Consider the following 21,147-nt stretch of genomic DNA (forward strand, 5'->3'; position numbering starts at 1 on the left):
GTTAAATCGAAAAAGCGCAACGCAGAGCAGGAAAAAACTGGCAGGCCCCGAAGGGAGCGATCTCAAGCGCACATTTTCGGCGTTGCCGTTTTTATTAAGGACTATGGCCATTAATTGCAAACGGCGTCTTGCAACTGCACGCTTGAGATCACGCTGAGTAATGTTGAGGTTAACCAGAGGCTCCTTATGAATTAGTTGTTAATTTTTCATTAAAAAGTTGTGCTGAATCTTAGTCCAAATTCACTTGGATCGTTGCTTAGAATACGTAAAACATAGTCACCGGTATTCAAACGTGCATTGTCGTAACGTTCATCGGTGATGTTGCGTCCGTACAGTGATAGTGACCATTTATCGTCTGGCGATTGGTAAGAAATATTGGCGTTTATCAACTCACGGCTGTCGATTTGTGTGAAGCGGCCTGGGTCGTTGCTTGGCTCGCCGAACATTTCATCACGATAAGAATAGTCGATTCGTGCGGTAATACCGGCGCCGCTTTCTAGAGTCCAATGGAATTCAGGTCCAATCGATAGGGTTACCTCAGGCGTTAACGGTGCTTCTGGTTGTACGCCGTCTTGCTCGTCGACATCCACTTCAATCAAGCCAAGGCTCGATTGCAACAACAGATAATCGGTAACGCGCAGGGTGCTTTCCCATTCGAAACCCACCGAGGTTTGTTCAACAACTAGGTTAGTTGTGGCAAAGCCTTGCCCGGTGGTGGTGCTCACCTGGTATGGCAGGTCTTCGTATTCGGTGTAGAAGAAGGCAGCGCTCATTTGTAAGCCAGGAATCCATTCGCCTTTGATACCAACTTCGTAGTTGATTGCCGTGATATTGTCACTGGCAAAGAAACAGTTAGCATCGCCGAACAGGCAGAACGGGCGGGCTGGGAATTGCCCGGATTGATAGCCGTTTTGAATCGCGCCGTAAATACTGTTGCCATTGTCGAAGGTATAAGTGGCTGAAATATCCCAACTCACTTCGTCAAATTCGGCGCTGTTGGTGAATAAGCCGATGCCAACATCGGTTTCTGCGTCTTTTTCATCTTCGGTGTAACGAACGCCCACGGCCAATCGAAATTGCTCGGTCAAATCAAAACCAACGTTGGCAAAAACGGCGTAACTTTCAACTTCTTGGCCGATAAAAAATGTACCTGGGCCGTCGCCGTTAAAGAAGGTATTAACTTGGCTGTTCGAGCCTTCTTCTTCGTAGTAGTACAAGCCTGAAACAAAATCCCAGCTGCCAAGATCGCCGTTTAACTGGAATTCAATCGAGGTTTGATCAGCATCGCCTTGCTCTGGGAAAGCTAAGAAGTTTGCTTCCAAACTGTCGTCGTCGAGACCGGCTTGGTATTCAGATTCACGCTGGCTTGCGACAATTTTTGAGGCAAGTGTTTCGCTCCAGTCCCAATCGGCGGTGATGGAAATGCCGCTGGCTTCGTTGGTGACAACGGTTTGATCAACCTGCGCGGTGGCGTTATCGAACGGGTTTGGCGCTTGGTCTGAATTCCGAAATCCTGCCTGGAAAAGCGATCCGGTAGGAATTTCATCAATAAGCGTGTCGTAGGGACGCAATCCACCTTCACCGTCGTTGGCGTCGGCAGCGATGACTAAACGGAAAGAGTCGCTGGGTTCGTATTTGAAGGCAATGCGTGAAAAGACTTCTTCGTTTTCACCGACATCGAAGCTGGCGTTAGGCACGTTGGTGAAGTCGCCGATGCCGCCGCGTTTTTTAAATCCTCCGGTAACGCTGAAGGCCAACGTCTCAGAAAGAGCAACATCGGCGTAGAAATCGCCATTTAAACGATCACGGCTGCCGGCTTCAATACTGACTTTGGCGCCGGGATCGGAACCTGGGTCTTTGGTGATGATGTTGATGGCGCCACCAATGGAGTTGCGACCGTAGAGCGTGCCCTGCGGACCGCGCAGTACTTCGACACGCTCAATATTGGTGAGATTCCAGTTTTGCCCGACTTGACGACCGAGGTAAACACCATCAACGTAGACGCTGACGCCAGGGTCTGTGGTAATCAGGTGGTCTTGTAAGCCAATGCCGCGAATAAACGGGTTCGACGAGGAGTTGTGACCGGCTGAAAACTGGGTAATGTTAAGATTTGGGACGAATTTGCCAATATCGACGATATCAATAATGCCTTGCTCGGCCAGTTTATCACCATCGAATGCACTGATTGCGATGGGTACTTCATAAATACTTTGCTCACGTTTTGTTGCTGTAACGGTAATTTCTTCAAGCAACTTTTCTTCTTGAGCGTAAATGAAATTGGTAGATAAAAGACTAGTACTAGCAATTGCAGCAGTGATTAGACGTCGTTTATTCGTCATTAAAATCCCCCTGGGTTTGAGTTTGTGTGCTTCAATTAGGGCAAAAATGAATCTATAATTTGTGTTTCGGCTTAACCGTTTAAGCTATATTTGTTCCAACTAGTATCGAAATGTGTTTAAGTTAAGGAAATGTCAAATTTAAGGTTATTACTGAATGAATACGGCATTTGTAATAACGTGAATTTATATAGTGTTAGAAGAATGATTATGGACGGCCTTTTTTTTGATCAAAATGTAAATGGTTATTTTTTAAATTTTTCTGATTCTTATAGGCTAGCTCCTTCTAAGCATTAGTACAGGACGATCAACCCAAATAGAGCCTCATATGAAAGTTGTTCTATTAAATTATTTTATTAATAAAGTGACTGATTGAGTTTTTAATGACGCCCGCTATTGGGTGAACGAGCATTGAGAAAAATCAAGAAGATAGAAATTATGGATATTGAAAAACTAAAAGCTGCAGCAAAAGGCGTAGCAAAAAACAGTTATTCTCCGTACAGTAAATTTACCGTTGCTGCTGCGTTCTACAATCAACAAGGTGAAATGTTCACCGGCGTTAATGTGGAAAATGTTTCTTATGGTTTAACGATATGTGCGGAGCGAAATGCGATTTGTGCGTCAGTTACTCAAGGGTCTACCTCGATTCACACATTGGTGATTTATACCCCGACGCAAACGCCAACGCCACCTTGTGGTGCATGTCGTCAATTTATCAGTGAATTTTCTAAAGACGCTCGAATTATTTCGATTTGTGATTCCGAACAAATGACTGACACAACCATTGATAAGTTGTTGCCGAGTTCGTTCAGTGACTTTTAATCACAATGTAAGATTTCCACTTATTTTTAGAGAAAATATTTATGTCAGAACTTAGGAAAGTTCCTAAATTAAGTTTGAAGGAATACCAAAATCCCGAAACACAAGCGGAATTTGCGCGTCAGTTGTATAGCGGTTTATCGGAATACGGCTTTGTTGTTATCAGTGATCACGGCATTGGCCAAGAAGTATTTAATCAAGCGTACGAGCTGTCGCAACAATTATTTGATTTGCCACTTGAAGCAAAGTCGCAGTACGAAACAGGATCAGGTCAGCGCGGCTACATCAGTTTTGGTAAAGAAAGTGCTGCGGGTAATCCGTACCCAGACTTAAAAGAGTATTGGCACGTCGGCCCGGAACTCACCGAAGACAGCGACTATAAAACTGAATACCCAGATAACGTTTGGCCGAAAGAAGTTGAGCAGTTCCAGCCGTTTTTCACCAAGCTTTATTCCGATTTGAATTCAGTGGCTGAAACGCTGTTTTTAGCGTTGGCAGAAGCAATGGATCTCGACAGAAACTTTTTTACGCAAATGATTTCTGAGGGCAATTCCATTCAGCGTTTAATTCACTATCCGGCCTTAACGGGATTGGAAGTGGGAAACAGTATTCGCGCCGCTGCTCATGCTGACATCAATTTAATGACTTTGTTAATCGGTGCAACCGATTCAGGGTTGGAACTGTTAGATCGCGACGGCAATTGGCTGCCTGTTGAAAACCAAGAAGGTGATTTGGTTATCGATACCGGCGATATGATGGCTCGATTAACCAACAATCAATTACCGGCGACGATTCACCGCGTGGTTAATCCAAAAGACGGCTCCAAACCGCGCTACTCGATTCCATTTTTTGTGCACCCAAGAAACAGCGTTACCCTAGAATGTATCGAACAGTTCAAAAGTAACGGTTCTAACGATGCACCGATCACAGCGGGAGAGTTTTTAGATCAACGTTTGAGAGAAAACGGTTTTTAGGTTTTCGGAAAATTAAGATCAATAAAAATTGTTGATTGCACACGGACGTGTAAAAACAGAAGCTTTGCTACCACGGGCCAATTACCTTAACAAGATAATTGGCCCGTTTGTATTCTTAAGTAATTAGCTGAGTGATAGGAAAAATCCGGCGATTGCCGCGTTCATTAAGTTTGCTAAGAATGCAGCCAGTACCGCACGCAGACCGAGCTTGGCAATATCGCCTCGGCGATTCGGTGCCATAATTCCTAAGCCGCCTAATTGAATCGCAATGGAAGAGAAGTTGGCAAAGCCGCACAGTGCAAAGGTAACAATGGCTTGACTGTGTTCACTGAGCTGATCTTTTACGCTGCTGAATTCCACGTAAGCAACAAATTCATTTAACACGATTTTTTGCCCAATTAAGCTACCGGCAAGTGTACTTTCAGACCAGGGAACACCCAATAAAAATGCCAACGGCTTAAACACGTAACCTAAAATTTGTTGCAGTGTTAAATCTTCAATGCCAAACCAACCGCCAACGCCTCCTAAAATGCCGTTGAGCAAAGCAATCAAAGAAATAAACGCAAGTAACATTGCGCCAATATTTACCGCGAGCTTTAAACCGTTGCTCGCACCACCAGCGGCGGCGTCAAATACGTTTACGTACTCGTCGCGATTGTTGGCAATAATGTCGTTGTGTTCGGCTACTTTTCCGGTTTCTGGCACCATTAATTTTGCAATTAAAAAGCCACCGGGTGCTGCCATAAAGCTCGCTGCGAGCAAGTATTTTAATTCGACTCCCAAACCGACGTAGCCTGCCAATACCGAACCGGCAACCGTTGCCATACCGCCAACCATCACGGCAAATATTTCGGATTCGGTCATGCTCGGAATGTAAGGGCGAATTACCACGGGTGCTTCGGTTTGGCTAACAAAGATGTTGGCTGTGGCAGACATAGATTCTGCTTTACTGGTGTGCAGTAATTTTTGCAGTGCACCACCAAGGCCAGTAACCACTTTGCCCATGATGCCGACGTAATAGAGAACCGAAATTAATGCTGAGAAAAAAATGATGACCGGCAATACATTAAACGCAAAGATAAAACCGATTTCTTTACGGCCAATGTTACCGAATAAAAACTCAATGCCGTTGGTTCCATAACTTAATACTTGAGAGATACCAGACGAGAGGCTATTCAGTATTTGTTGTCCCAGCGGCAAATACAGCGCGAAGGCGCCCAAACAAAACTGCAAAGCAAAGGCGATAGAAACAGTCCGCCAGTTGATAGCACTGCGCGATTTCGAAACTAGGAAGGCAAACGATAAAATGACTACAATGGCGAGCAGGCTAATTAAGGTGGTCAAGGCGGAATCTCGTGACTGAATCTAGATCGTGGAAAATGAAAGAATAACTCAGTTCGCTCAGTTAGCTCAAATTTAGTTCTCTGATTTTATAGAACGGCCAAAAACACATTGGCGATTATGCTAATAAGCGAAAACATTCAAAGCTGATGGTTTTATTGGCTGAACAGTCTTGTTATTCATGATGTACGACATTTTGTGTTAAACGTACAAACCTTTTTAAACATCAATTATTGAAAAATATATGAGTAATAAACAAACAATTGAGGCCGTGATTGCACACAGCCCAGAACAGCCGTTAACCGTAGAGCGTGTTGAATTAACGCAGCCTCAAGGCACAGAGTTATTGGTCCGAGTGGTCGCGGTGGGTATTTGTCACACCGATATCATGGCGAAGAACAAAGGCTTGTGTCAGTTTCCAATGGTGCTTGGCCACGAAGGCGTGGGCATTATTGAGTCTGTGGGGGAGAGTGTTCAGGGCTTAGCGCCGGGCCAAAAAGTCTTGATGAGCTTTGACAGTTGTGGCCATTGCCCGCAGTGCTCAGACGACAAGCCGTCTTATTGTAACGATCACGGCAGTTTGAATTTTTCCGGCACCCGCCCAGACGGGCGCTTGACGCACAATTATCCGAATTCTGATGCGCCCATTTACGGCTCCTTTTTCCAGCAATCTTCATTTGCGAGTTTCGCATTGTGTCATCCGTCGAATGTAACGGTTTTAGACGACGATTTACCACTGCCACTGATGGCACCGCTCGCTTGCGGTATTCAAACCGGCGCGGGCACCGCATTTAATACTCTGGACGTAAAACCAGATACTGCCATTGCCGTTTTTGGCTGTGGTTGCGTGGGTTTATCGGCAGTTATGGCGGCCAAGGTTGCCGGAGCAAAGCACATTGTTGCCGTTGATTTGAACGAAGATCGCTTGGCAATGGCGCGCGAGCTAGGAGCGACACTTGCTTTAAATCCGTCTGGGTTTGAGAGTGCGCAATTGCTCAATGAAGAAATCCAACGTCACTGTGGCCGAGGCTGTCACTACAGCATCGACACCACGGGCGTGCCGTCGGTATTGCGACAAGCATTCGATGTGTGTGGTCCGTTGGGCGTTACCGCGATGATCGCACCGGGTGTTCCCGGAACCGAAGTAACTATCGAAATGATGGGCTTGTTACCCGGCAAATCACTGCGCGGTGTGGTGCAAGGGGATTCAGTGACGGCGGAATTTATTCCAAAGCTGATCGAGCTATGGCGTGCGGGTCAATTCCCGTTTGATCGTCTGATTCAGTTGTATCAATCCATCGAAGAACTGCCGCAAGCGTTTGAAGATATGCGAGAAGGTAAGGTGATTAAGCCGGTGGTGATCATTGACGAGCAGTACTTTGATGCCGCAACAGCTTCGTAAAAGCGTGCTTGAGGGTTCGTGTGCTTGAAAGTTGCAGTCTGAATTCTCAATGATTGTTAACATGAGCGGTAATAAACCGTCAGCGTTTGATGTAGCTGTTTGAATGATCAATAAATTAGCGATAGTTTTGTAAGACCGATGTGCGCATCTGTGGTACATTTGTAAAATTAACCGATTAACTGGCGTTTCTGCTTTCTGGATTGAAAGTGTTCGACGTTTGAGCGGTATTGAGCGAATGTGCCTTGCAGCACACGATATTTAACGGACGCCGCCCTAGTTGATCGTCGTTCGTTGCGTCACTGAATTGAACACACAGGCATAGGTATAGAAAGTCACATGCAAACATCCACAGTCTATGAAACCATGGCTGAGCAAGGCTATGTTCGAATTGCGAACTTGTATTCGCCCGAGCAACTTGAGCAGTTGAAAACAGAGTCTGAGGCGTTGATTGATGAGTTCTACAATCTGGATCAGCTCCACGCACACGCCGTTTATCCTTCCGATTCTACCGAAACACGCGTCAGTCACGCGGTTATGTTATCCGAAGGGCCTTCCGATCTACCCACCGTTGATCATCTAAAATACCCGGCAGTTGATCAATTTTTAAAAGACCACAACGAGCTTCTTGCTGCTATTACGAAAACTCCAGTAAAACCATCGTCGCGCTGTATGCTGAATTATCAAAATTATTTCAGTGGCAGCAAACCGGTGGGCGAGCATTTTGATGGCGAATATTTAAAAACCCAGCGCGCAGGCGATGGTGTTGAATTTAAACTCTTAGAAGGCATTTTGCCGCGTTACGTGGCAGTGCTTGTAGTCGCCAATGAAAACGACGGTAAGGGAATTGAGCTGGTTGATAATGGCAGCAACGACGTGATTGCTCCTAAGCTCTATGCCGGTGATTTGGTTATTTTCGATAATATCTCGCTAAGACACCGAGTGCCGACGCTGGAAAATCCACGTACCACCATAGGCGTGCGCAGCTTTGATCATTTGCCGTTGCATTTTGCAGCCAACGAATCGTATTTCTTAGGCGATGAATACCAAGAAATTCCCGAAGGTTGGGTGTCTCGATCGATCGATTGCAACGCGCGTATGCACAAATACATGAATGAAGAGTGGCCGTTAGTTAAAGACGAATACTCTCACTATTTTTAATCGCCGTTGAGCGAATAACTTAACTATTATTGTGTGAAAACGACCTTGGCACTTTTATTAAATTCTCCCGACTTATTGCTGACGTTTCCTTGGATTAATAATCAAGAAGCGCGCGTTAATACGCTTTTTTCGGTCATCAATCCCTATACCGGTGACACGGTTGCCGAGGTGGGTGCGGCGGATTCCGAATTAACCGCGCAGGCGATTGAAGCCAGTGAAAACGCATTTTCACACTGGAAGCAGGTCGCTCCCAAACAACGCGTGGCGATTTTAAATCGTTGGTCGCAATTGCTTCTTGAGAATGTCGATGATCTGGCAAAAATTATGACGTCAGAATCCGGCAAGGTATTTAGCCAAGCCCAAGGAGAAATTACTCATTGTGCCAATATGCTGCGTTGGTACGGTGAGAGTTTGTTGCGAATGACTGGCGAAACTCTGCCGTCACACAGTGCTAATTTACGCGCTCACACGATTAAGCAGCCGTTGGGTGTGGTTGCTTGCATTACCCCGTGGAATTTCCCCGCAGCGGCGGTCATTGTTAAAGCCGGTGCGGCCATTGCCGCTGGTAATGTCTGTGTTCTTAAACCGTCGGATGAAACTCCGTTGATTGCTTTGGCCTTGGCAAAATTGGCTTCTAAAGCGGGTTTGCCCGACGGTGTTTTCAATGTTTTGCCCTGTCAAAATCCAGAAGCCGTGGGCGATGTGTTGTGTGCTCACAACTCGGTTCGGATGTTGTCGTTTACCGGTTCAACCAACACCGGTAAAAAATTGTACGAACAGTGCGGAAAAACACTCAAACGCTTAGCGTTTGAACTCGGTGGCAATGCGCCGTTTATTGTTTTCGACGATGCCGATATTGATTTGGCGGTTCAAAACGCAATCTCTGCTCGCTTTTACAACAGCGGTCAAATTTGTGTGGGTGCGAATCGATTTTTTATTCACGAGAGCATTCACGATAAATTTATTGAGACATTGACGGCGGCGGTTCAACAACTTCCCGTTGGCGATCCAATGGCGGAGTCGACCTTTATCGGTCCCATGATCAATGACCGCGCAGTTAATCGCCTCAACGATTTAATCTCCGACAGTTTGAACAAAGGCGCCAAGTTAGTGTTGGGTGATGTTTCTTCCAATGAACACGGTGTCATTTCTCCGGTTATTCTCTGCAATATGAATGCTTCGATGACGGCCTATTCACAAGAGATTTTTGGCCCTATAGTTTGTGTGTATTCTTTTAACAGTGAAGACGACGTTGTTACCGCCGCGAACGATACCGACGCGGGATTAGCCGCGTACGTATTCAGCCAAAATTATTCGCGATTGTTACGGTTGTCTGAGTCACTTGAAGCCGGTGCCATTGGCGCAAATACTACGGCGCTATTTTCCGAAGACATTCCTTTCGGTGGTATTAAGCAGTCGGGAATTGGCAAAGAGCAGGGGATTCACGGATTGGAAGAATTTGTTGATACTAAGGCAGTGTGTCTTGGTATTGAGACATCGAATTAATTGTCCGCTTTATTGCAGACCACAGTGATCATTTATTAGGAATCAAGATAATTATGGCAATCATTTCTTGTCGCCAAGCTTGGGAAAACATGACCAAAGCCACCGATGGCGGTTCAGTTCGTAATTACACACAAGAATTGGATATGTCTGATTACCTTGTGGAAACCGAATTGTTCTCGAAGCCGGTATTAGAAGCTTACAGTGCTTGGAATTTAGAACAAGAAATTACTGACGATCAAAAACAATATTTCAGTGATTTGCGCGGTGGCGGCCAGGGCGATTACCGCGACGGTATGGCGGCAAAAATTAACAATGTGGTTGAGTGCTTAACGGAATTCCCAAAATCAAAGCGCGCTATTATCACCATCAGTAATTTTCCTAATCACAATCATCAAAGTGACGATCAAGCAAAGTGTTTGCGTGAGATCCATTTGGCGTTAAATGACGACAACCAATTAATAGGCACAGTTTTCTTTCGCGCCCAAGCGTCATTGATTTTTCCAAAAAATATTCATTTTATTGGTTCTGTGATGAGCGAAGTTGCGAAAGCGCTCCCTTCCAAACCTACACTGGGCAGTTTGTTTTATTTGGCGACAATTTTGGTTTCTGATCGCAGTTAATCTGGGTGCTATTAATATAATACAACCGTCCAATCAAGCTTAATGAAATCGTTTTGGTAAGTAAGGTTACCTATCTAATCTGCATACTTTACCATTAGCTTTGCCATCATTAAGCTTGATGAATCTCCTTTCATTTTTTGTCCCTTTCCGATTTTTTCCGTGTTTATTTCTTTAGCGTTTGATAGTTTATTTTTCACTGTTGTAGCAAAAATATTGCATTTTTATCGGTGAATTTTAAATGTAAACGTCAATAGTTAATTAGAGGTTACTTAAAAATACAATTGTAATATTAGGGCCTGTTCACACTAATTTAATCACACCTGCTGGAGCGTATTTTTTTCGTATTTTTTTCGTATTTTAGGCGCAGTGAGTGTGATTTGGTTGTTCCAAATAAACGAGCTGCAACACGAAATACGGGAAAAATACGCCGAGCCCGTAGGGTCGCCCCTAAAACACGCCATTCGTTGTTGTTCGTCGCTTATTTAGCGCGCTAAACTGTACTCCTCACGCCTAGACTGACGCGTTTTAGGGGCGACAGGTGCGGTTAAATTAGTGTGAACAGGCCCTAGTATAATTACGGGATTAGTGTGGGGAATTGTGAGGTAGAATCGCTTTATCGTCAGTTTTTGAAAATTCTTGTCGAATTTACTGTTACAGACTTTTATACATGTTGCTACAATGGCTGTTTACGCCTCACTTGGGTGTTACAACTAAAACTAGTGTTCAACAGGTACAATAATAATGACAAATAAGCTGTTTGTAGCTTTATTCCTGGTGGCATCAATACTCACAATCGCCTTGCTTTTGCGATTGTCGGGGTATGCAACCGATTCCAAAAAGCTCACATCTACTGCAATGGTGGATGGCCTCTTAGCGAAATGCCCAAATACACCAAATTGTGTTTCCAGTGAACTCCATGAAGACGATAAACATTCTGTCAGAGCAATAACTCTATCACGCCATTTAACAGAAAACCCTTGGCCTTTAGTCAAAGAAACCATAGAAATTATGGGCGGAACCATTGTTGATGAGCAAGACATGTACTTGTCGGCTCACTTTAGCTCAAAGATTTTTAAGTTTGTTGACGATTTTGAAGTGCGTTGGGATCAACCCGCAGGATTGCTGCATATTCGATCAGCATCGAGAGTGGGTTACAGTGATTTAGGCGAAAACAAACGACGCATTGCGGAGTTTAAGTCACGTCTTATCACGCTCGATAAAAATCGAGCAAATAACTAAATTCCTGTCTTAATGATTAAAAATTAGAGAAGTGCTTAAAAATTATGATCTAAATAGACGTCTTTAGGGTCGAATTTATAGCTCATTTTATTTTGCAGTTTTGTCTCTCTAATTTTTGCCGCCACACCCTGTGCGTTAATTTCCCAAATTGCGGGATTATCCGTTAGCGAAAATCCAGTTCTCACTAATTCATTATTAATAGCTGATTGCGCCGAGCGTGCGTGGTTATAGGTATAAAAAGGCCCTTGTTTAATAGTCTTATTTGGCAAATGTTGATCGATGCCTGATAACGCGATTAACGTAAAGGTATTGTCTTGGTTATCTTTAATGTGAATTTCTACGCGATGATTGGAATGGCTATTGAGTGCAACCGTTGGCAGCTTTGATGTTGTCGAGTTTGCATCAGAATCGTTAAAATTTAATCGCATTACCTAAACCCCTGGTTAATCAATTGTTGACACAGTTGCAGTTGTTTTGCTTCTTTTCCTTTCTTTATATCGGCCGTAAGTATTTATGCTATAGCAAATTTATTCTATAGAAAGTAATAGTTCTAGAAACTTCTGTTTAATCACCTTACCACAGTATTTATAGATGAGTTCTAATCATTCGATTACTTCTATCTATGATGAACTGTGGTGATGGCTGGATTAAATCGCGAATAAAACTTGTTTTCTCGCAATTAAGATGCGTGAGTGTCGGAAATAACTCTCGGCCAACGTTGGCTTTTGTGAGTGCTTTGTTCATTTAATTCGGTGACAACGTACAAGCGTCTTTCATTGCCCAGTGTGGCAATTAATCCTTGAATAAACTCACCGTCTTTTAAATCGTACCATTGGCTTTCATTGTTCATGTCTTTTTCCATGAAAGCTTGAACATCAATTTTGACTGGAATAGGGGTGTATTGGCTCCACTTGCCAGCGCGTATGGAATCCAATCTTGCCCACCCACCACGGGGCATAAATCCCGGTTGGCTTTCGCGTCTGCCCCAGGGAACCAACAGGTGAGAGCCGTCTTTTTGCCTGACGGGCAATACCGCTTTGGGGTTGGGGAAATAGACTTTAAGTTCGTCGCCATCAACGTGAAATCTAACGCCGCCGCACATAATGTTTTACTCGCTAGGATTGTCAGTAATTTTTTGCGCCAACTGCTCGGGTGTCATATTAAGCCGAGAGGCGTGGTAATGATGATTAAATACCTGGAAGTACTCGTGCAGCAATTGACTGGGTGCAGATTTCCCCAAATATTCAAGCGTATCAATAAATGCCTCTGCCGTAGAGGTTTGAAATTCCTCGGGCGCTTTTCGCATGTTGTATTGGCTTGTGGTGGATGGCGTTAATGACAGCGCCGGAAACTGGTGCAACCAAGGTGATTGACCGTAAATTTTTCGGGCTTGTTTCCAAGTGCCATCGATAATTAACAGCGTGGTTTTCTTTGTCGCCGCAGTTGGCTGTGGTGTTTCTTGTGAGGAGTTATTGATCTTATATTGGGGATTTTTCTCCCCCGGAAAGACCAACAGCCAGCTTCGTTCAGAATCATCCAGCAGTGCTTGCAGTTGATTATCAACGTCGGTGCGCGACCAGACAAACGCATACGTATTATCAGGAAAACAATCGGCAATTAATCGACCGGTGTTGGTCGGTTTTAATACTTCATTGCGATGCATGAGCAAGACGATATCAAAATCAACCGCGACGGCTTTGCGGTGATCGCAAATACAATGACTGAGTTGGCAGCGCGGGCAACGTTTAATTTTATTGCCCCGTGCTAAGAAAGGTCGTGTAGCTTCTGATAAGCGCTTTGAGCGCAGTTGTTCAAAACGGGTATCGTGACTCATTGAATCGAGTGTCATCAAATCAGGCATTCCAACAACATTACCAAGGCAATTGTTCACCGTTTGAATGCCAAAAGCCGCCGGTATTGCTCAACGACAATTCTTCAAGCCTTTTGATTAATCCGTCGGCGGCGGTTTCTGGAGGAATATCACCTGCACCGCCGACCATATCGGTTTGCACAAAGCCCGGATGCAAAAGGGCAACGGCAATTCCGTGAGGTTTTAAATCCTGAGCCAACGATACGCCCGCAGAATTTAATGCCGCCTTCGACATGCGGTAACCGTAATAGCCGCCGGATGAATTGTCGGTATGCGATCCCATACGGCTGGTAACCAGGCCAATTTTCGAGCCTTTAGACAACAACGGCAGTAACGCGGCGGTGACTTTGAGCGGTGCAATGCTGTTGATATTGATTTGCTCGGCAATGGCCTCAAAGTCCATTGCGCCTAGGGATTCATTGGTGAGAATGCCAGCGTTGTTAATCAGTACTTGGATAGACTCGCCAGAGCCCAAAGTTTGTTTTAAGTGCTCAGCAAGGGTTGCTAGGGCTGAGTCGTCAGACACATCAATTCCCTCGATCACCTCGGCGGTGGTCGCCGACAATGCTTCGCTGGTTGTGCGACACAGCGCAAATACTCGGGCACCCTGAGAAAGATACGCTTTAGTGAGTGCTAAACCGATACCACGGTTTGCGCCGGTAATAACAATATTCATGAAGGCTCTCTCGTGCGTTCAAGTAATTAAACGGATTAATCGTTGGTTATTGAATGTTGGGCCGTGCTACTGGTGGCATCGCTATTTGCGATTGTCTCGTTGGCACAATTCGGTAATTGCACGCATAAACCACTGTTTCGCTTTACCCATTTGACGGTTTTTCCAGGCGAGCACCAACGGTATTTCTTGGGGAGCACCGTCGCCAATGCGTTTCAATTTGTTGTCGTTCAACAGTGGTTGAATCCAGGATTCCGGCGCTGACCCCAGACCAATACCGTCCAGTAAGGCGTCAATTTTTAAATGCAGCGTCGAAACCGTTAGGCGAGGTTGTTTATCAAAAAGTCGGAGTTCTCGTTTCGGGCGACTGATGGCCGAATCGGCGACCGCAATAGCGCGATATTGACTGAGTGACGCCTCGGCAAGCGGATCTTCATGGCCGTGAATGGGGTGGTCAGGCACCGCGAAATAAGACATGGTTTCTTTATACAGTGATCGAGTTTGAACTTCCGCGATTTGAATTCCAATGTCGGGTGCGATGATCATGTCGGCTTCGTCCTGTTCGAGTAACTCCCAGGTTCCAGACAGCACCGAGCTGTGCAATTTAACGCGGGTGTCGGCCAATGCTTCAAACTTAGAAATCAACGGGAACAGTCGTCGTTCGTCGAAAATTGCCTCAACGCCGATAATAATTTCAGGTTCCCAGCCATCGGCCATAGAACGAGCGTCATTAATCATCTCTTCGGTTGCCAGCAGAATTTCTCGGCCTCGTTCGAGAATCAGTTTTCCAACCGGCGTTAGCAGGGCGCGGTGACCGGATCGATCAAAGAGAAGTAAATCCAGTTCTTCCTCTAATTTCTGAACACTGTAACTTAATGCAGACGGTACTTTTGACAGTTCCTCTGCCGCTGCCGCAAAGCTGCCTCGGCGGTCAATTGCATCCAACGTTCTCAGTGAATCTAAAGTGAGTTGAGGTTCTCTGCTCATTTCTTATCGTCTTTGTGATGGCCTGTTTATTAAGAGACGAAGTTAATCATGTCTTAATTTGAATGGAAAGCTATGTTTTCGACAGGTTTAGGTATTATTTATCAAATAACCATCACGTGTTGATCTTATCAGCGTATTTCATTGTTAGGGCCTGTTCACACTCATTTAACCGCACCTGTCGCCCCTAAAACGCGTCAGTCTAGGCGTGAGGAGTGCAGTTTAGCGCGCTAAATAAGCGACGAACAACAACGAATGGCGTGTTTTAGGGGCGACCCTAGGGGCTTGGTGTATTTTTCCCGTATTTCGTGTTGCAGTTCGTTCATTTGGAACAACCAAATCACACTCACTGCGCCTAAAATACGAAAAAAATACGCTCCAGCAGGTATGATTAAATTAGTGTGAACAGGCCCTGGTCAGTTAAGTAACCCGTTGTATTTAAAGGATTTTGCTTAATTAGTCAGTAATTTAGCATACTCTTAAAAGGGATCAGTAACAGTTCGCTTGTAGCATTGATGATTAATTAGATCTTATTATTTGACCACAATGATTTTATTGCGCATTTGAAGGTCAAGATCAAAACGTATTGCTTAACTTTCAAACCCGTTTTGTGAGTGGTGTCTGAAGGTTAAAGCGAATCGTGCCAAGCTATTGTGCACAAACTCAGCGGGTTTAATGGTCTGTTCGTTGAATAAAAAAGAGATTGTTAGCTGTTAAACCAACAAGCAGTTTGATTCGAATTGCGGGTTAAACGGTGTGTGTCTATTAATCAAATATAATTAATAAATTAAAAATTTTTTAATTTGAAATCTTGGCTTAATTTAAAACGTGACTCATCCAAGTTCGGTTCTATTTTTAGAATTTTTCTTGGATCTTTTTTTAAATTTTAGTTTTAAGGTTGTTTAATAAGGCTCGCCTATGTTTGTGTTTGTGCATAAGTGCATTTAATTATGTCTGTTTACATTGATTATTTTTCTACAAAACGGTTTTAATGTCGCTGAATTTTTGCATTGTGGTTAGCGTCGGTGGTAGCTTTGCGAAAAGATAATAAAATAAAATTCTGTCAGCTTCTTAATTTTCAAAATATTCTTTTGTTTTTGTATTTTTTGGTATTAGATATTAAAAGTTACAAATAACTTAGGTTACGATTGATTAACGTTCTTCTCATGGATGAGCGGAATAACCGCGCAGTCTTTCTCGATGTTTCCATTGATGTGAGAATTCCTAGCACACAATTTTATCATTTTATGCATCGATGTTTTTTCATGTCGATACGGTATTTAAGGAAAAAACGGAATGAATAAGGTAATTTTTCCACGAACAGTTCAGGCACCCGCTGCTGTGGTAATGATTCGCCCGCATTTTTATACGTCTAATCCAGAAACTCTTCAGGACAACGCGTTTCAGACATTAACAAACAATGAGTCAGATAACGTCGCTAGTTTGGCGTTTGAAGAGGTCACGGTGTGTCGCGATAAACTGGAAGAGCACGGCATTAAAGTGCATTTGTTTGAAGATAAAACAAAAGAAACTCCAGATTCTGTTTTTCCCAATAATTGGTTTTCCACTCATTCGGGTGGTCATGTCGCCATTTATCCGATGTATCCTGTTAATCGTCGTAAGGAGCGTCGCCAAGATATTATCGAGATGTTAAAGCGTGAATATCGCGTGCAAGATGTGGTTGATTATTCAGGTTTAGAAATGGACAACATTTTTTTGGAAGGAACCGGGGCAATGGTGTTAGATCACCTAGATCGGGTCGCTTATGCGGTGAATTCTAATCGAACCAATTCTCTGGCGTTGGAGCGGTTTTGCTCGCACTTTAATTACGAACCTATGGTGTTCGATGCCTGCAATCAAGATGGCGTGTCTGTTTATCACACCAATGTCATGATGAGTATCGGTTCTGAGTATTCGTTGATTGGGCTTTGTATGATCAAAAATAAAGCGCGACGCGAAGAAATTGTGCAGCGCTTAGAGCAATCTGGAAAAACCGTGATTCCTCTTAGCTTTGAGCAAATTGCTAATTTCGCAGGCAATGCACTTGAATTGCAGGGTGAGCAAGGCCGAATTTTGGCACTTTCCGCCAGAGCAGCAGCGTGTCTCACCCAGCAGCAGAAAGACCTTATCGAGCAAAGTGCTAAGTTATTGCCGTTAGAAATCCCCACCATTGAAAATTCCGGTGGTTCTGTTCGCTGTATGCTGGCGGGAATCCATTTAGCCGCAAGATTTTAATCATTTCGCCAATTCGCTCGATAATTAATAGAATTAGTTGTCGAGTGAATCAAGAGCCTTGTGTCTGTTGTCTTATTGGCGCATCAGATATTTGGCTGCATTTAACGCGTTTCAGGCGTTAATCCTCAGTGCCCAAATTAAATCGAATTAACCTGTTCAAAATACGCAGAATATTTTGTTTTTAACGGTGTTTAAAACACTAATTCGACTGGAAATCCCTATAATCTTAAGTGTGAGCAAGAGTTTGATCAAACTCTTCGGGCGATTTGGTTCTCTGGTGAAAAAGTAATAGGTAGCCTTAATATGAAAAGTGCAGTTGAATTAAAAAACAGTGCGTTACCCTTTGTCGGCGTTGACCAGATGGTTGATCTTGTCACGACGGTGGGTGTTGAAAAATTTATGCGTGGGCTTGCCAACTACATTGAGGAAGATTTTAAACGCTGGCCTTTGTTCGATAAATCTCCGCGTTACGCTTCGCATTCGCAAGAGGGCGTTATCGAATTAATGCCCACCAGTGACGGTTCTTCTTTTACCTTTAAATACGTAAACGGACACCCCAAAAATACCAAAGTGGGTTTGCAAACCGTGACTGCTTTTGGCGTATTGTCAGATGTTAATTCTGGCTACCCAATACTATTATCCGAAATGACCGTGTTAACAGCACTTCGTACGGCGGCGACCTCGGCAATGGTGGCTAAGTATTTAGCGCCCGAAGATTCCACCACCATGGCTATGATTGGTAATGGCGCTCAGTCTGAATTTCAAGCATTAGCGTTCAAAGAAATTATTGGTATTAACACAGTTCGACTTTACGACATTGATCCTGTTGCTACTGAAAAAGCGGTAAAAAACTTAACCGGTAAAGGGTTAGAAATTATTGCTTGTAAATCCAGAGAAGAAGCTATTGACGGTGCGCAGATTATTACAACCTGCACCGCAGATAAGCGATACGCCACTATTTTGGAAGACAGCATGGTTTCCGCGGGTGTTCATATTAATGCCATTGGCGGGGATTGCCCGGGTAAGACGGAATTAGACGGTAATATTCTTAAGCGTGGCGATATCTTTGTTGAGTACGAACCACAAGCGCGCATTGAGGGTGATATTCAACAATTGGATTCCGACCATTCTGTGACCGAGTTTTGGCAGGTCATACTGGGCAAAGCGCCGGGCCGTAAAAACCGAGAACAAATTACAATTTTTGATGGTGTGGGTTTTTCGGTAGAAGACTTCTCGGCGTTGCGTTTTCTGTATGATCAACTGAAAGCGGTTAACAATATTCTTGAGATCGACTTAATTGCTCAACCGAATGATCCGCGCAATCTTTTTGGTTTTTTCGAAGACAAAGCCGACAACAAGAATGAGAATTTTTGCGGTAACGTCAGTCAATTTGGGTAACACTGCTCTGATATAACCAGAGGTGCCTGTATTTATCAGCATGCGAATGGTTGCGTGCTGATAAATTTTCGTTTCTTTTTGCCTTCCTTCCGCCTTTCTTTTTATTTCTTTATAAAACAATCGACTTCTATTGGTTGGTTTATTTCTACTCGATTTTAACTCTATTGCTTGTTAGCCTGAGTTAATGAACTAGGTAGCCATTATGACCAAGAAATTGCCCTCTCTTAATGTTTTAAAAGTATTTGATACAGCCGCGCGCCAAGGCAGTTTTAAACTCGCGGCGCAAGAGTTGTGTTTGTCGCCATCCGCTGTCAGCCACCAAATCCGGGTGCTGGAAGAGCAGTTGGGAGTAATGTTGTTTGAACGGTTAAATCGTTCCATAAAGTTAACCATTGAGGGTGAGCAATATCACAAGGATATTCAAACGGCGATGTCACTTATTGAGCGAGCCACTGATCGGTTAGTGGGTGTCAATCAAAAGAAAAGTATCACCATTAGCTGCATTCCTTTTGTGACAAATCATTTTTTAATTCCGCATTTGCCCACTCTCAAACAAGCGCATTCGGATTACAGCATTAAGCTACTTTCTCAAATTAAGTTAGTGGAATTAAAACACGGCCAAGTGGATTTGGCGGTGCGTTACCAAAAACAAGACCGCAATGATCTTGAATATGTGCCGCTGACCAACGTGAGTTTAACTCCCGTCTGTAACCCCGAATATTGGCTTAAGTTCGAGCAAACTGGGCAGGGTTTTGACGATCATAAATTTATCAGTCTTAGCGTTGATACTAAAACCTGGACGACGTGGTTATCGCAGTTTCGTCCCACTAATACACTGCCGGATTTCGAAATTGAACTGGATAATTACCAAGCCGTCAAACAGGCGGCTGTGCAGGGGTTGGGATTGGCTATGGGTTATTGGCCCGCAGTTCAAGACGAGGTTAGCAAAGGCAATTTAATCGCTCCTTATGGCGAACAAGTCTCTGAATTTGGGGCTATGTATTTGGTGTATCCGAAAGTGGATCAAGACCGAGATTCGGTTAGGATTATCCGAGACTGGATGGTGAGTGTATTTCAGCAGTTTACAGTCAGTTGAATTAATTTCACGTGAGCGCTAGAGAAATCTCGTTTGTTTATATATGGCAGCAGACCTAACCTGCTGGAATGTACTTGAAGTAGGTTCCGCCATGAAAAAAATAATGATCACTGCAAGCGACGGTATTGAGCTTTCTGCCAATGTTTATACCCCCATTGATAGTTCGCAGCCCTCTGGCGCCAAAAACTCCTGCGCGTATGTAGGTGGCGTCATCATTAATTCCGCAACTGGTGTTAAACAAAGTTATTACCGCTCGTTTTCCGAATATATGGCTTCTCAAGGTTATGTGGTTATTACCTACGATTATCGTGGAATTGGTGCGTCTTTGAATTTGCCTTACCGCGACAGCAGGCTGACGATGACCAATTGGGGCGAACAAGATTTTGAAGCGGTTTTAAGCTTTGCTTTGCAAACACACCCTAGTTTGAATTGGCACTGCATTGGTCACAGTGTAGGAGGGCAAATAATAGGCTTGGCGCCAAGTAGCCATAAATTAACCTCAGTGTTTAATGTGGCTTCTCAAAGCGGTAATTGGCGGCTTTGGACAGCCAAATTCAAACTGCAATTAATACCCGTGTGGTATGTATTGATACCGCTGTTGAGTCGAGTGTTGGGTTATTTTCCTGGCAGTATTATTGGCGGCGAGCATTTACCAAAACATGTGGCATTAGATTGGGCCAGATGGTGTCGCAACAAAAACTACATTTGCGATAAAAGCGGAAATACCTACCGTCCTCACTTTAACCAGCTCACATTACCCATGCATTTTCTTGTGATTGATGATGACCACAAATTCGCGCCAGAAGTGGCCGTGAAAAGTTTGGCCGGATTTTACGAGAACGCAAAAACCGATATTAGCAAAACCACGAAAGACGAGAGAGACGGTGGATTTCTGGGCCACTTTGGTTTCTTTCGACAAAAACACCAAGTGCTTTGGTCGAAAGTTACCGATTGGTTTGAAGCCCACAGTGATGTGTTGCTCGTTAAATAAATTTACAGAAAACAAAAAGGCCTTCGTTAATGTGAAGGTCTTGAAAACACTTGTTCAGTTTATTTCCTCGATTTAAATACCTTCTCTTAACCCGCATCTTCATTGACTGCCAGTCGAACGCCTGTAAGTAATATTCTCAACAGAGTAATTGCCCGCGATTTGACGGATTTCGAATGATATTCCCCTTTTATTCGCCATAGTGTGTTGGTTTTATGCCCATATTGAGCGGCTTTTTTGGTTGGCTGTTGAGGTTGGTCTTTAATTATCGTTCAATATTGCGTGGTTGGTTTGCGTGAGTTTCGAAGGTTTTAACACACTGGTTGATAGAATTGCTGTCGTTTGATTCCCTTAATTGGTATAAATCTAAAAAAAGATATTGACATAATCTAACCGTTACTGAACAATTGCTGCATTGCAGCATACTGATGGGTTTATGATTTGGCGTTGAATTTCTGAGTTTAAATGTCTGAGGTAGTCATCAACCCGATTGAGACAGCCCCATTGG

18 protein-coding genes are annotated in these 21,147 nt (G+C 43.9%); 11 read left to right on the forward strand and 7 right to left on the reverse strand.

Annotated features, from left to right (window positions below; genetic code table 11):
* Window positions 1-209 precede the first annotated feature (209 nt).
* The gene (locus LU361_RS17080; protein ID WP_233090177.1) at window positions 210-2,339 is read right to left on the reverse strand and encodes a TonB-dependent receptor; all 2,130 of its coding nucleotides are present in this window, start codon (window positions 2,337-2,339) and stop codon (window positions 210-212) included.
* Between the two features lie 435 nt (window positions 2,340-2,774).
* Between LU361_RS17080 and cdd the strand changes: the two genes are divergently transcribed.
* Together cdd and LU361_RS17090 are read left to right on the forward strand one after the other, a co-directional pair.
* Window positions 2,775-3,158, forward strand: a complete 384-nt coding sequence (cdd, locus tag LU361_RS17085; protein ID WP_233090179.1) for a cytidine deaminase — start codon at window positions 2,775-2,777, stop codon at window positions 3,156-3,158.
* Window positions 3,159-3,199: 41 nt separating this feature from the next.
* Window positions 3,200-4,129 (forward strand): isopenicillin N synthase family dioxygenase, encoded by a 930-nt coding sequence (locus LU361_RS17090; RefSeq protein ID WP_233090180.1) that lies wholly within the window; start codon window positions 3,200-3,202, stop codon window positions 4,127-4,129.
* Between the two features lie 123 nt (window positions 4,130-4,252).
* On the opposite strand, the gene LU361_RS17095 is transcribed toward LU361_RS17090, so the two are convergent.
* Complete coding sequence (locus LU361_RS17095) at window positions 4,253-5,473, reverse strand: NupC/NupG family nucleoside CNT transporter (RefSeq protein WP_233090181.1); 1,221 nt, start codon at window positions 5,471-5,473, stop codon at window positions 4,253-4,255.
* A gap of 241 nt (window positions 5,474-5,714) precedes the next feature.
* On the opposite strand from LU361_RS17095, the gene LU361_RS17100 reads away from it, so the two are divergent.
* The 5 genes from LU361_RS17100 to LU361_RS17120 all read left to right on the forward strand — a co-directional run bounded on the left by LU361_RS17100 (window position 5,715) and on the right by LU361_RS17120 (window position 11,395).
* On the forward strand, window positions 5,715-6,872 hold the full coding sequence (locus LU361_RS17100; RefSeq protein ID WP_233090183.1) for an NAD(P)-dependent alcohol dehydrogenase: 1,158 nt from the start codon (window positions 5,715-5,717) through the stop codon (window positions 6,870-6,872).
* Window positions 6,873-7,208: 336 nt separating this feature from the next.
* A complete protein-coding gene (locus tag LU361_RS17105) occupies window positions 7,209-8,030 on the forward strand; it encodes a phytanoyl-CoA dioxygenase family protein (RefSeq protein ID WP_233090184.1) in 822 nt (273 codons plus the stop codon).
* Between the two features lie 45 nt (window positions 8,031-8,075).
* Window positions 8,076-9,536, forward strand: a complete 1,461-nt coding sequence (locus LU361_RS17110; protein ID WP_233090185.1) for an NAD-dependent succinate-semialdehyde dehydrogenase — start codon at window positions 8,076-8,078, stop codon at window positions 9,534-9,536.
* A 53-nt stretch (window positions 9,537-9,589) separates the two neighbouring features.
* Window positions 9,590-10,156 (forward strand): thymidylate synthase family protein, encoded by a 567-nt coding sequence (locus LU361_RS17115; RefSeq protein WP_233090187.1) that lies wholly within the window; start codon window positions 9,590-9,592, stop codon window positions 10,154-10,156.
* 741 nt (window positions 10,157-10,897) lie between these two features.
* A complete protein-coding gene (locus tag LU361_RS17120) occupies window positions 10,898-11,395 on the forward strand; it encodes a DUF1499 domain-containing protein (RefSeq protein ID WP_233090189.1) in 498 nt (165 codons plus the stop codon).
* Window positions 11,396-11,430: 35 nt separating this feature from the next.
* On the opposite strand, the gene LU361_RS17125 is transcribed toward LU361_RS17120, so the two are convergent.
* The 5 genes from LU361_RS17125 to LU361_RS17145 all read right to left on the reverse strand — a co-directional run bounded on the left by LU361_RS17125 (window position 11,431) and on the right by LU361_RS17145 (window position 14,925).
* Complete coding sequence (locus LU361_RS17125; RefSeq protein WP_233090190.1) at window positions 11,431-11,823, reverse strand: PA4575 family protein; 393 nt, start codon at window positions 11,821-11,823, stop codon at window positions 11,431-11,433.
* Between the two features lie 251 nt (window positions 11,824-12,074).
* Window positions 12,075-12,497, reverse strand: coding sequence for a hypothetical protein (locus tag LU361_RS17130; protein WP_233090193.1), 423 nt, complete (start codon window positions 12,495-12,497; stop codon window positions 12,075-12,077).
* Window positions 12,498-12,503: 6 nt separating this feature from the next.
* Window positions 12,504-13,286 carry a tRNA-uridine aminocarboxypropyltransferase gene (locus LU361_RS17135; RefSeq protein WP_233090195.1) on the reverse strand — a complete coding sequence of 261 codons (783 nt, stop codon included), beginning with the start codon at window positions 13,284-13,286 and terminating at the stop codon, window positions 12,504-12,506.
* Window positions 13,267-13,941 (reverse strand): SDR family oxidoreductase, encoded by a 675-nt coding sequence (locus tag LU361_RS17140; protein ID WP_233090197.1) that lies wholly within the window; start codon window positions 13,939-13,941, stop codon window positions 13,267-13,269. Before LU361_RS17140 ends, LU361_RS17135 begins: the two co-directional genes overlap by 20 nt.
* 81 nt (window positions 13,942-14,022) lie before the next feature.
* Window positions 14,023-14,925 (reverse strand): LysR family transcriptional regulator, encoded by a 903-nt coding sequence (locus tag LU361_RS17145; RefSeq protein ID WP_233090198.1) that lies wholly within the window; start codon window positions 14,923-14,925, stop codon window positions 14,023-14,025.
* A 1,293-nt stretch (window positions 14,926-16,218) separates the two neighbouring features.
* Here LU361_RS17145 and ctlX point away from each other — a divergent pair.
* From ctlX to LU361_RS17165, 4 genes are all read left to right on the forward strand, one after another.
* Window positions 16,219-17,157 carry a citrulline utilization hydrolase CtlX gene (gene ctlX, locus LU361_RS17150; protein ID WP_233090200.1) on the forward strand — a complete coding sequence of 313 codons (939 nt, stop codon included), beginning with the start codon at window positions 16,219-16,221 and terminating at the stop codon, window positions 17,155-17,157.
* 303 nt (window positions 17,158-17,460) lie between these two features.
* Window positions 17,461-18,555 (forward strand): ornithine cyclodeaminase, encoded by a 1,095-nt coding sequence (gene ocd, locus LU361_RS17155; RefSeq protein WP_233090201.1) that lies wholly within the window; start codon window positions 17,461-17,463, stop codon window positions 18,553-18,555.
* 202 nt (window positions 18,556-18,757) lie between these two features.
* Entirely contained in the window at window positions 18,758-19,651 is an 894-nt protein-coding gene (locus LU361_RS17160) for a LysR substrate-binding domain-containing protein (protein WP_233090202.1), read from the forward strand.
* Window positions 19,652-19,742: 91 nt separating this feature from the next.
* Window positions 19,743-20,642 carry an alpha/beta hydrolase family protein gene (locus LU361_RS17165; protein ID WP_233090204.1) on the forward strand — a complete coding sequence of 300 codons (900 nt, stop codon included), beginning with the start codon at window positions 19,743-19,745 and terminating at the stop codon, window positions 20,640-20,642.
* Window positions 20,643-21,147 lie beyond the last annotated feature (505 nt).

This window comes from Sessilibacter corallicola (assembly GCF_021290925.1).
GTDB classification, from domain to species: Bacteria; Pseudomonadota; Gammaproteobacteria; order Pseudomonadales; family Cellvibrionaceae; genus Sessilibacter; species Sessilibacter corallicola.

What these genes read in the sequence shown, in the direction of transcription:
- LU361_RS17080 (WP_233090177.1), bottom strand. Translation starts at nt 2,339, where the DNA reads ATGACGAATAAACGACGTCTAATCACTGCTGCAATTGCTAGTACTAGT.
- cdd (WP_233090179.1), top strand. Translation starts at nt 2,775, where the DNA reads ATGGATATTGAAAAACTAAAAGCTGCAGCAAAAGGCGTAGCAAAAAAC.
- LU361_RS17090 (WP_233090180.1), top strand. Translation starts at nt 3,200, where the DNA reads ATGTCAGAACTTAGGAAAGTTCCTAAATTAAGTTTGAAGGAATACCAA.
- LU361_RS17100 (WP_233090183.1), top strand. Translation starts at nt 5,715, where the DNA reads ATGAGTAATAAACAAACAATTGAGGCCGTGATTGCACACAGCCCAGAA.
- LU361_RS17105 (WP_233090184.1), top strand. Translation starts at nt 7,209, where the DNA reads ATGCAAACATCCACAGTCTATGAAACCATGGCTGAGCAAGGCTATGTT.
- LU361_RS17115 (WP_233090187.1), top strand. Translation starts at nt 9,590, where the DNA reads ATGGCAATCATTTCTTGTCGCCAAGCTTGGGAAAACATGACCAAAGCC.
- LU361_RS17120 (WP_233090189.1), top strand. Translation starts at nt 10,898, where the DNA reads ATGACAAATAAGCTGTTTGTAGCTTTATTCCTGGTGGCATCAATACTC.
- LU361_RS17125 (WP_233090190.1), bottom strand. Translation starts at nt 11,823, where the DNA reads ATGCGATTAAATTTTAACGATTCTGATGCAAACTCGACAACATCAAAG.
- LU361_RS17130 (WP_233090193.1), bottom strand. Translation starts at nt 12,497, where the DNA reads ATGTGCGGCGGCGTTAGATTTCACGTTGATGGCGACGAACTTAAAGTC.
- LU361_RS17140 (WP_233090197.1), bottom strand. Translation starts at nt 13,941, where the DNA reads ATGAATATTGTTATTACCGGCGCAAACCGTGGTATCGGTTTAGCACTC.
- LU361_RS17145 (WP_233090198.1), bottom strand. Translation starts at nt 14,925, where the DNA reads ATGAGCAGAGAACCTCAACTCACTTTAGATTCACTGAGAACGTTGGAT.
- ctlX (WP_233090200.1), top strand. Translation starts at nt 16,219, where the DNA reads ATGAATAAGGTAATTTTTCCACGAACAGTTCAGGCACCCGCTGCTGTG.
- ocd (WP_233090201.1), top strand. Translation starts at nt 17,461, where the DNA reads ATGAAAAGTGCAGTTGAATTAAAAAACAGTGCGTTACCCTTTGTCGGC.
- LU361_RS17160 (WP_233090202.1), top strand. Translation starts at nt 18,758, where the DNA reads ATGACCAAGAAATTGCCCTCTCTTAATGTTTTAAAAGTATTTGATACA.
- LU361_RS17165 (WP_233090204.1), top strand. Translation starts at nt 19,743, where the DNA reads ATGAAAAAAATAATGATCACTGCAAGCGACGGTATTGAGCTTTCTGCC.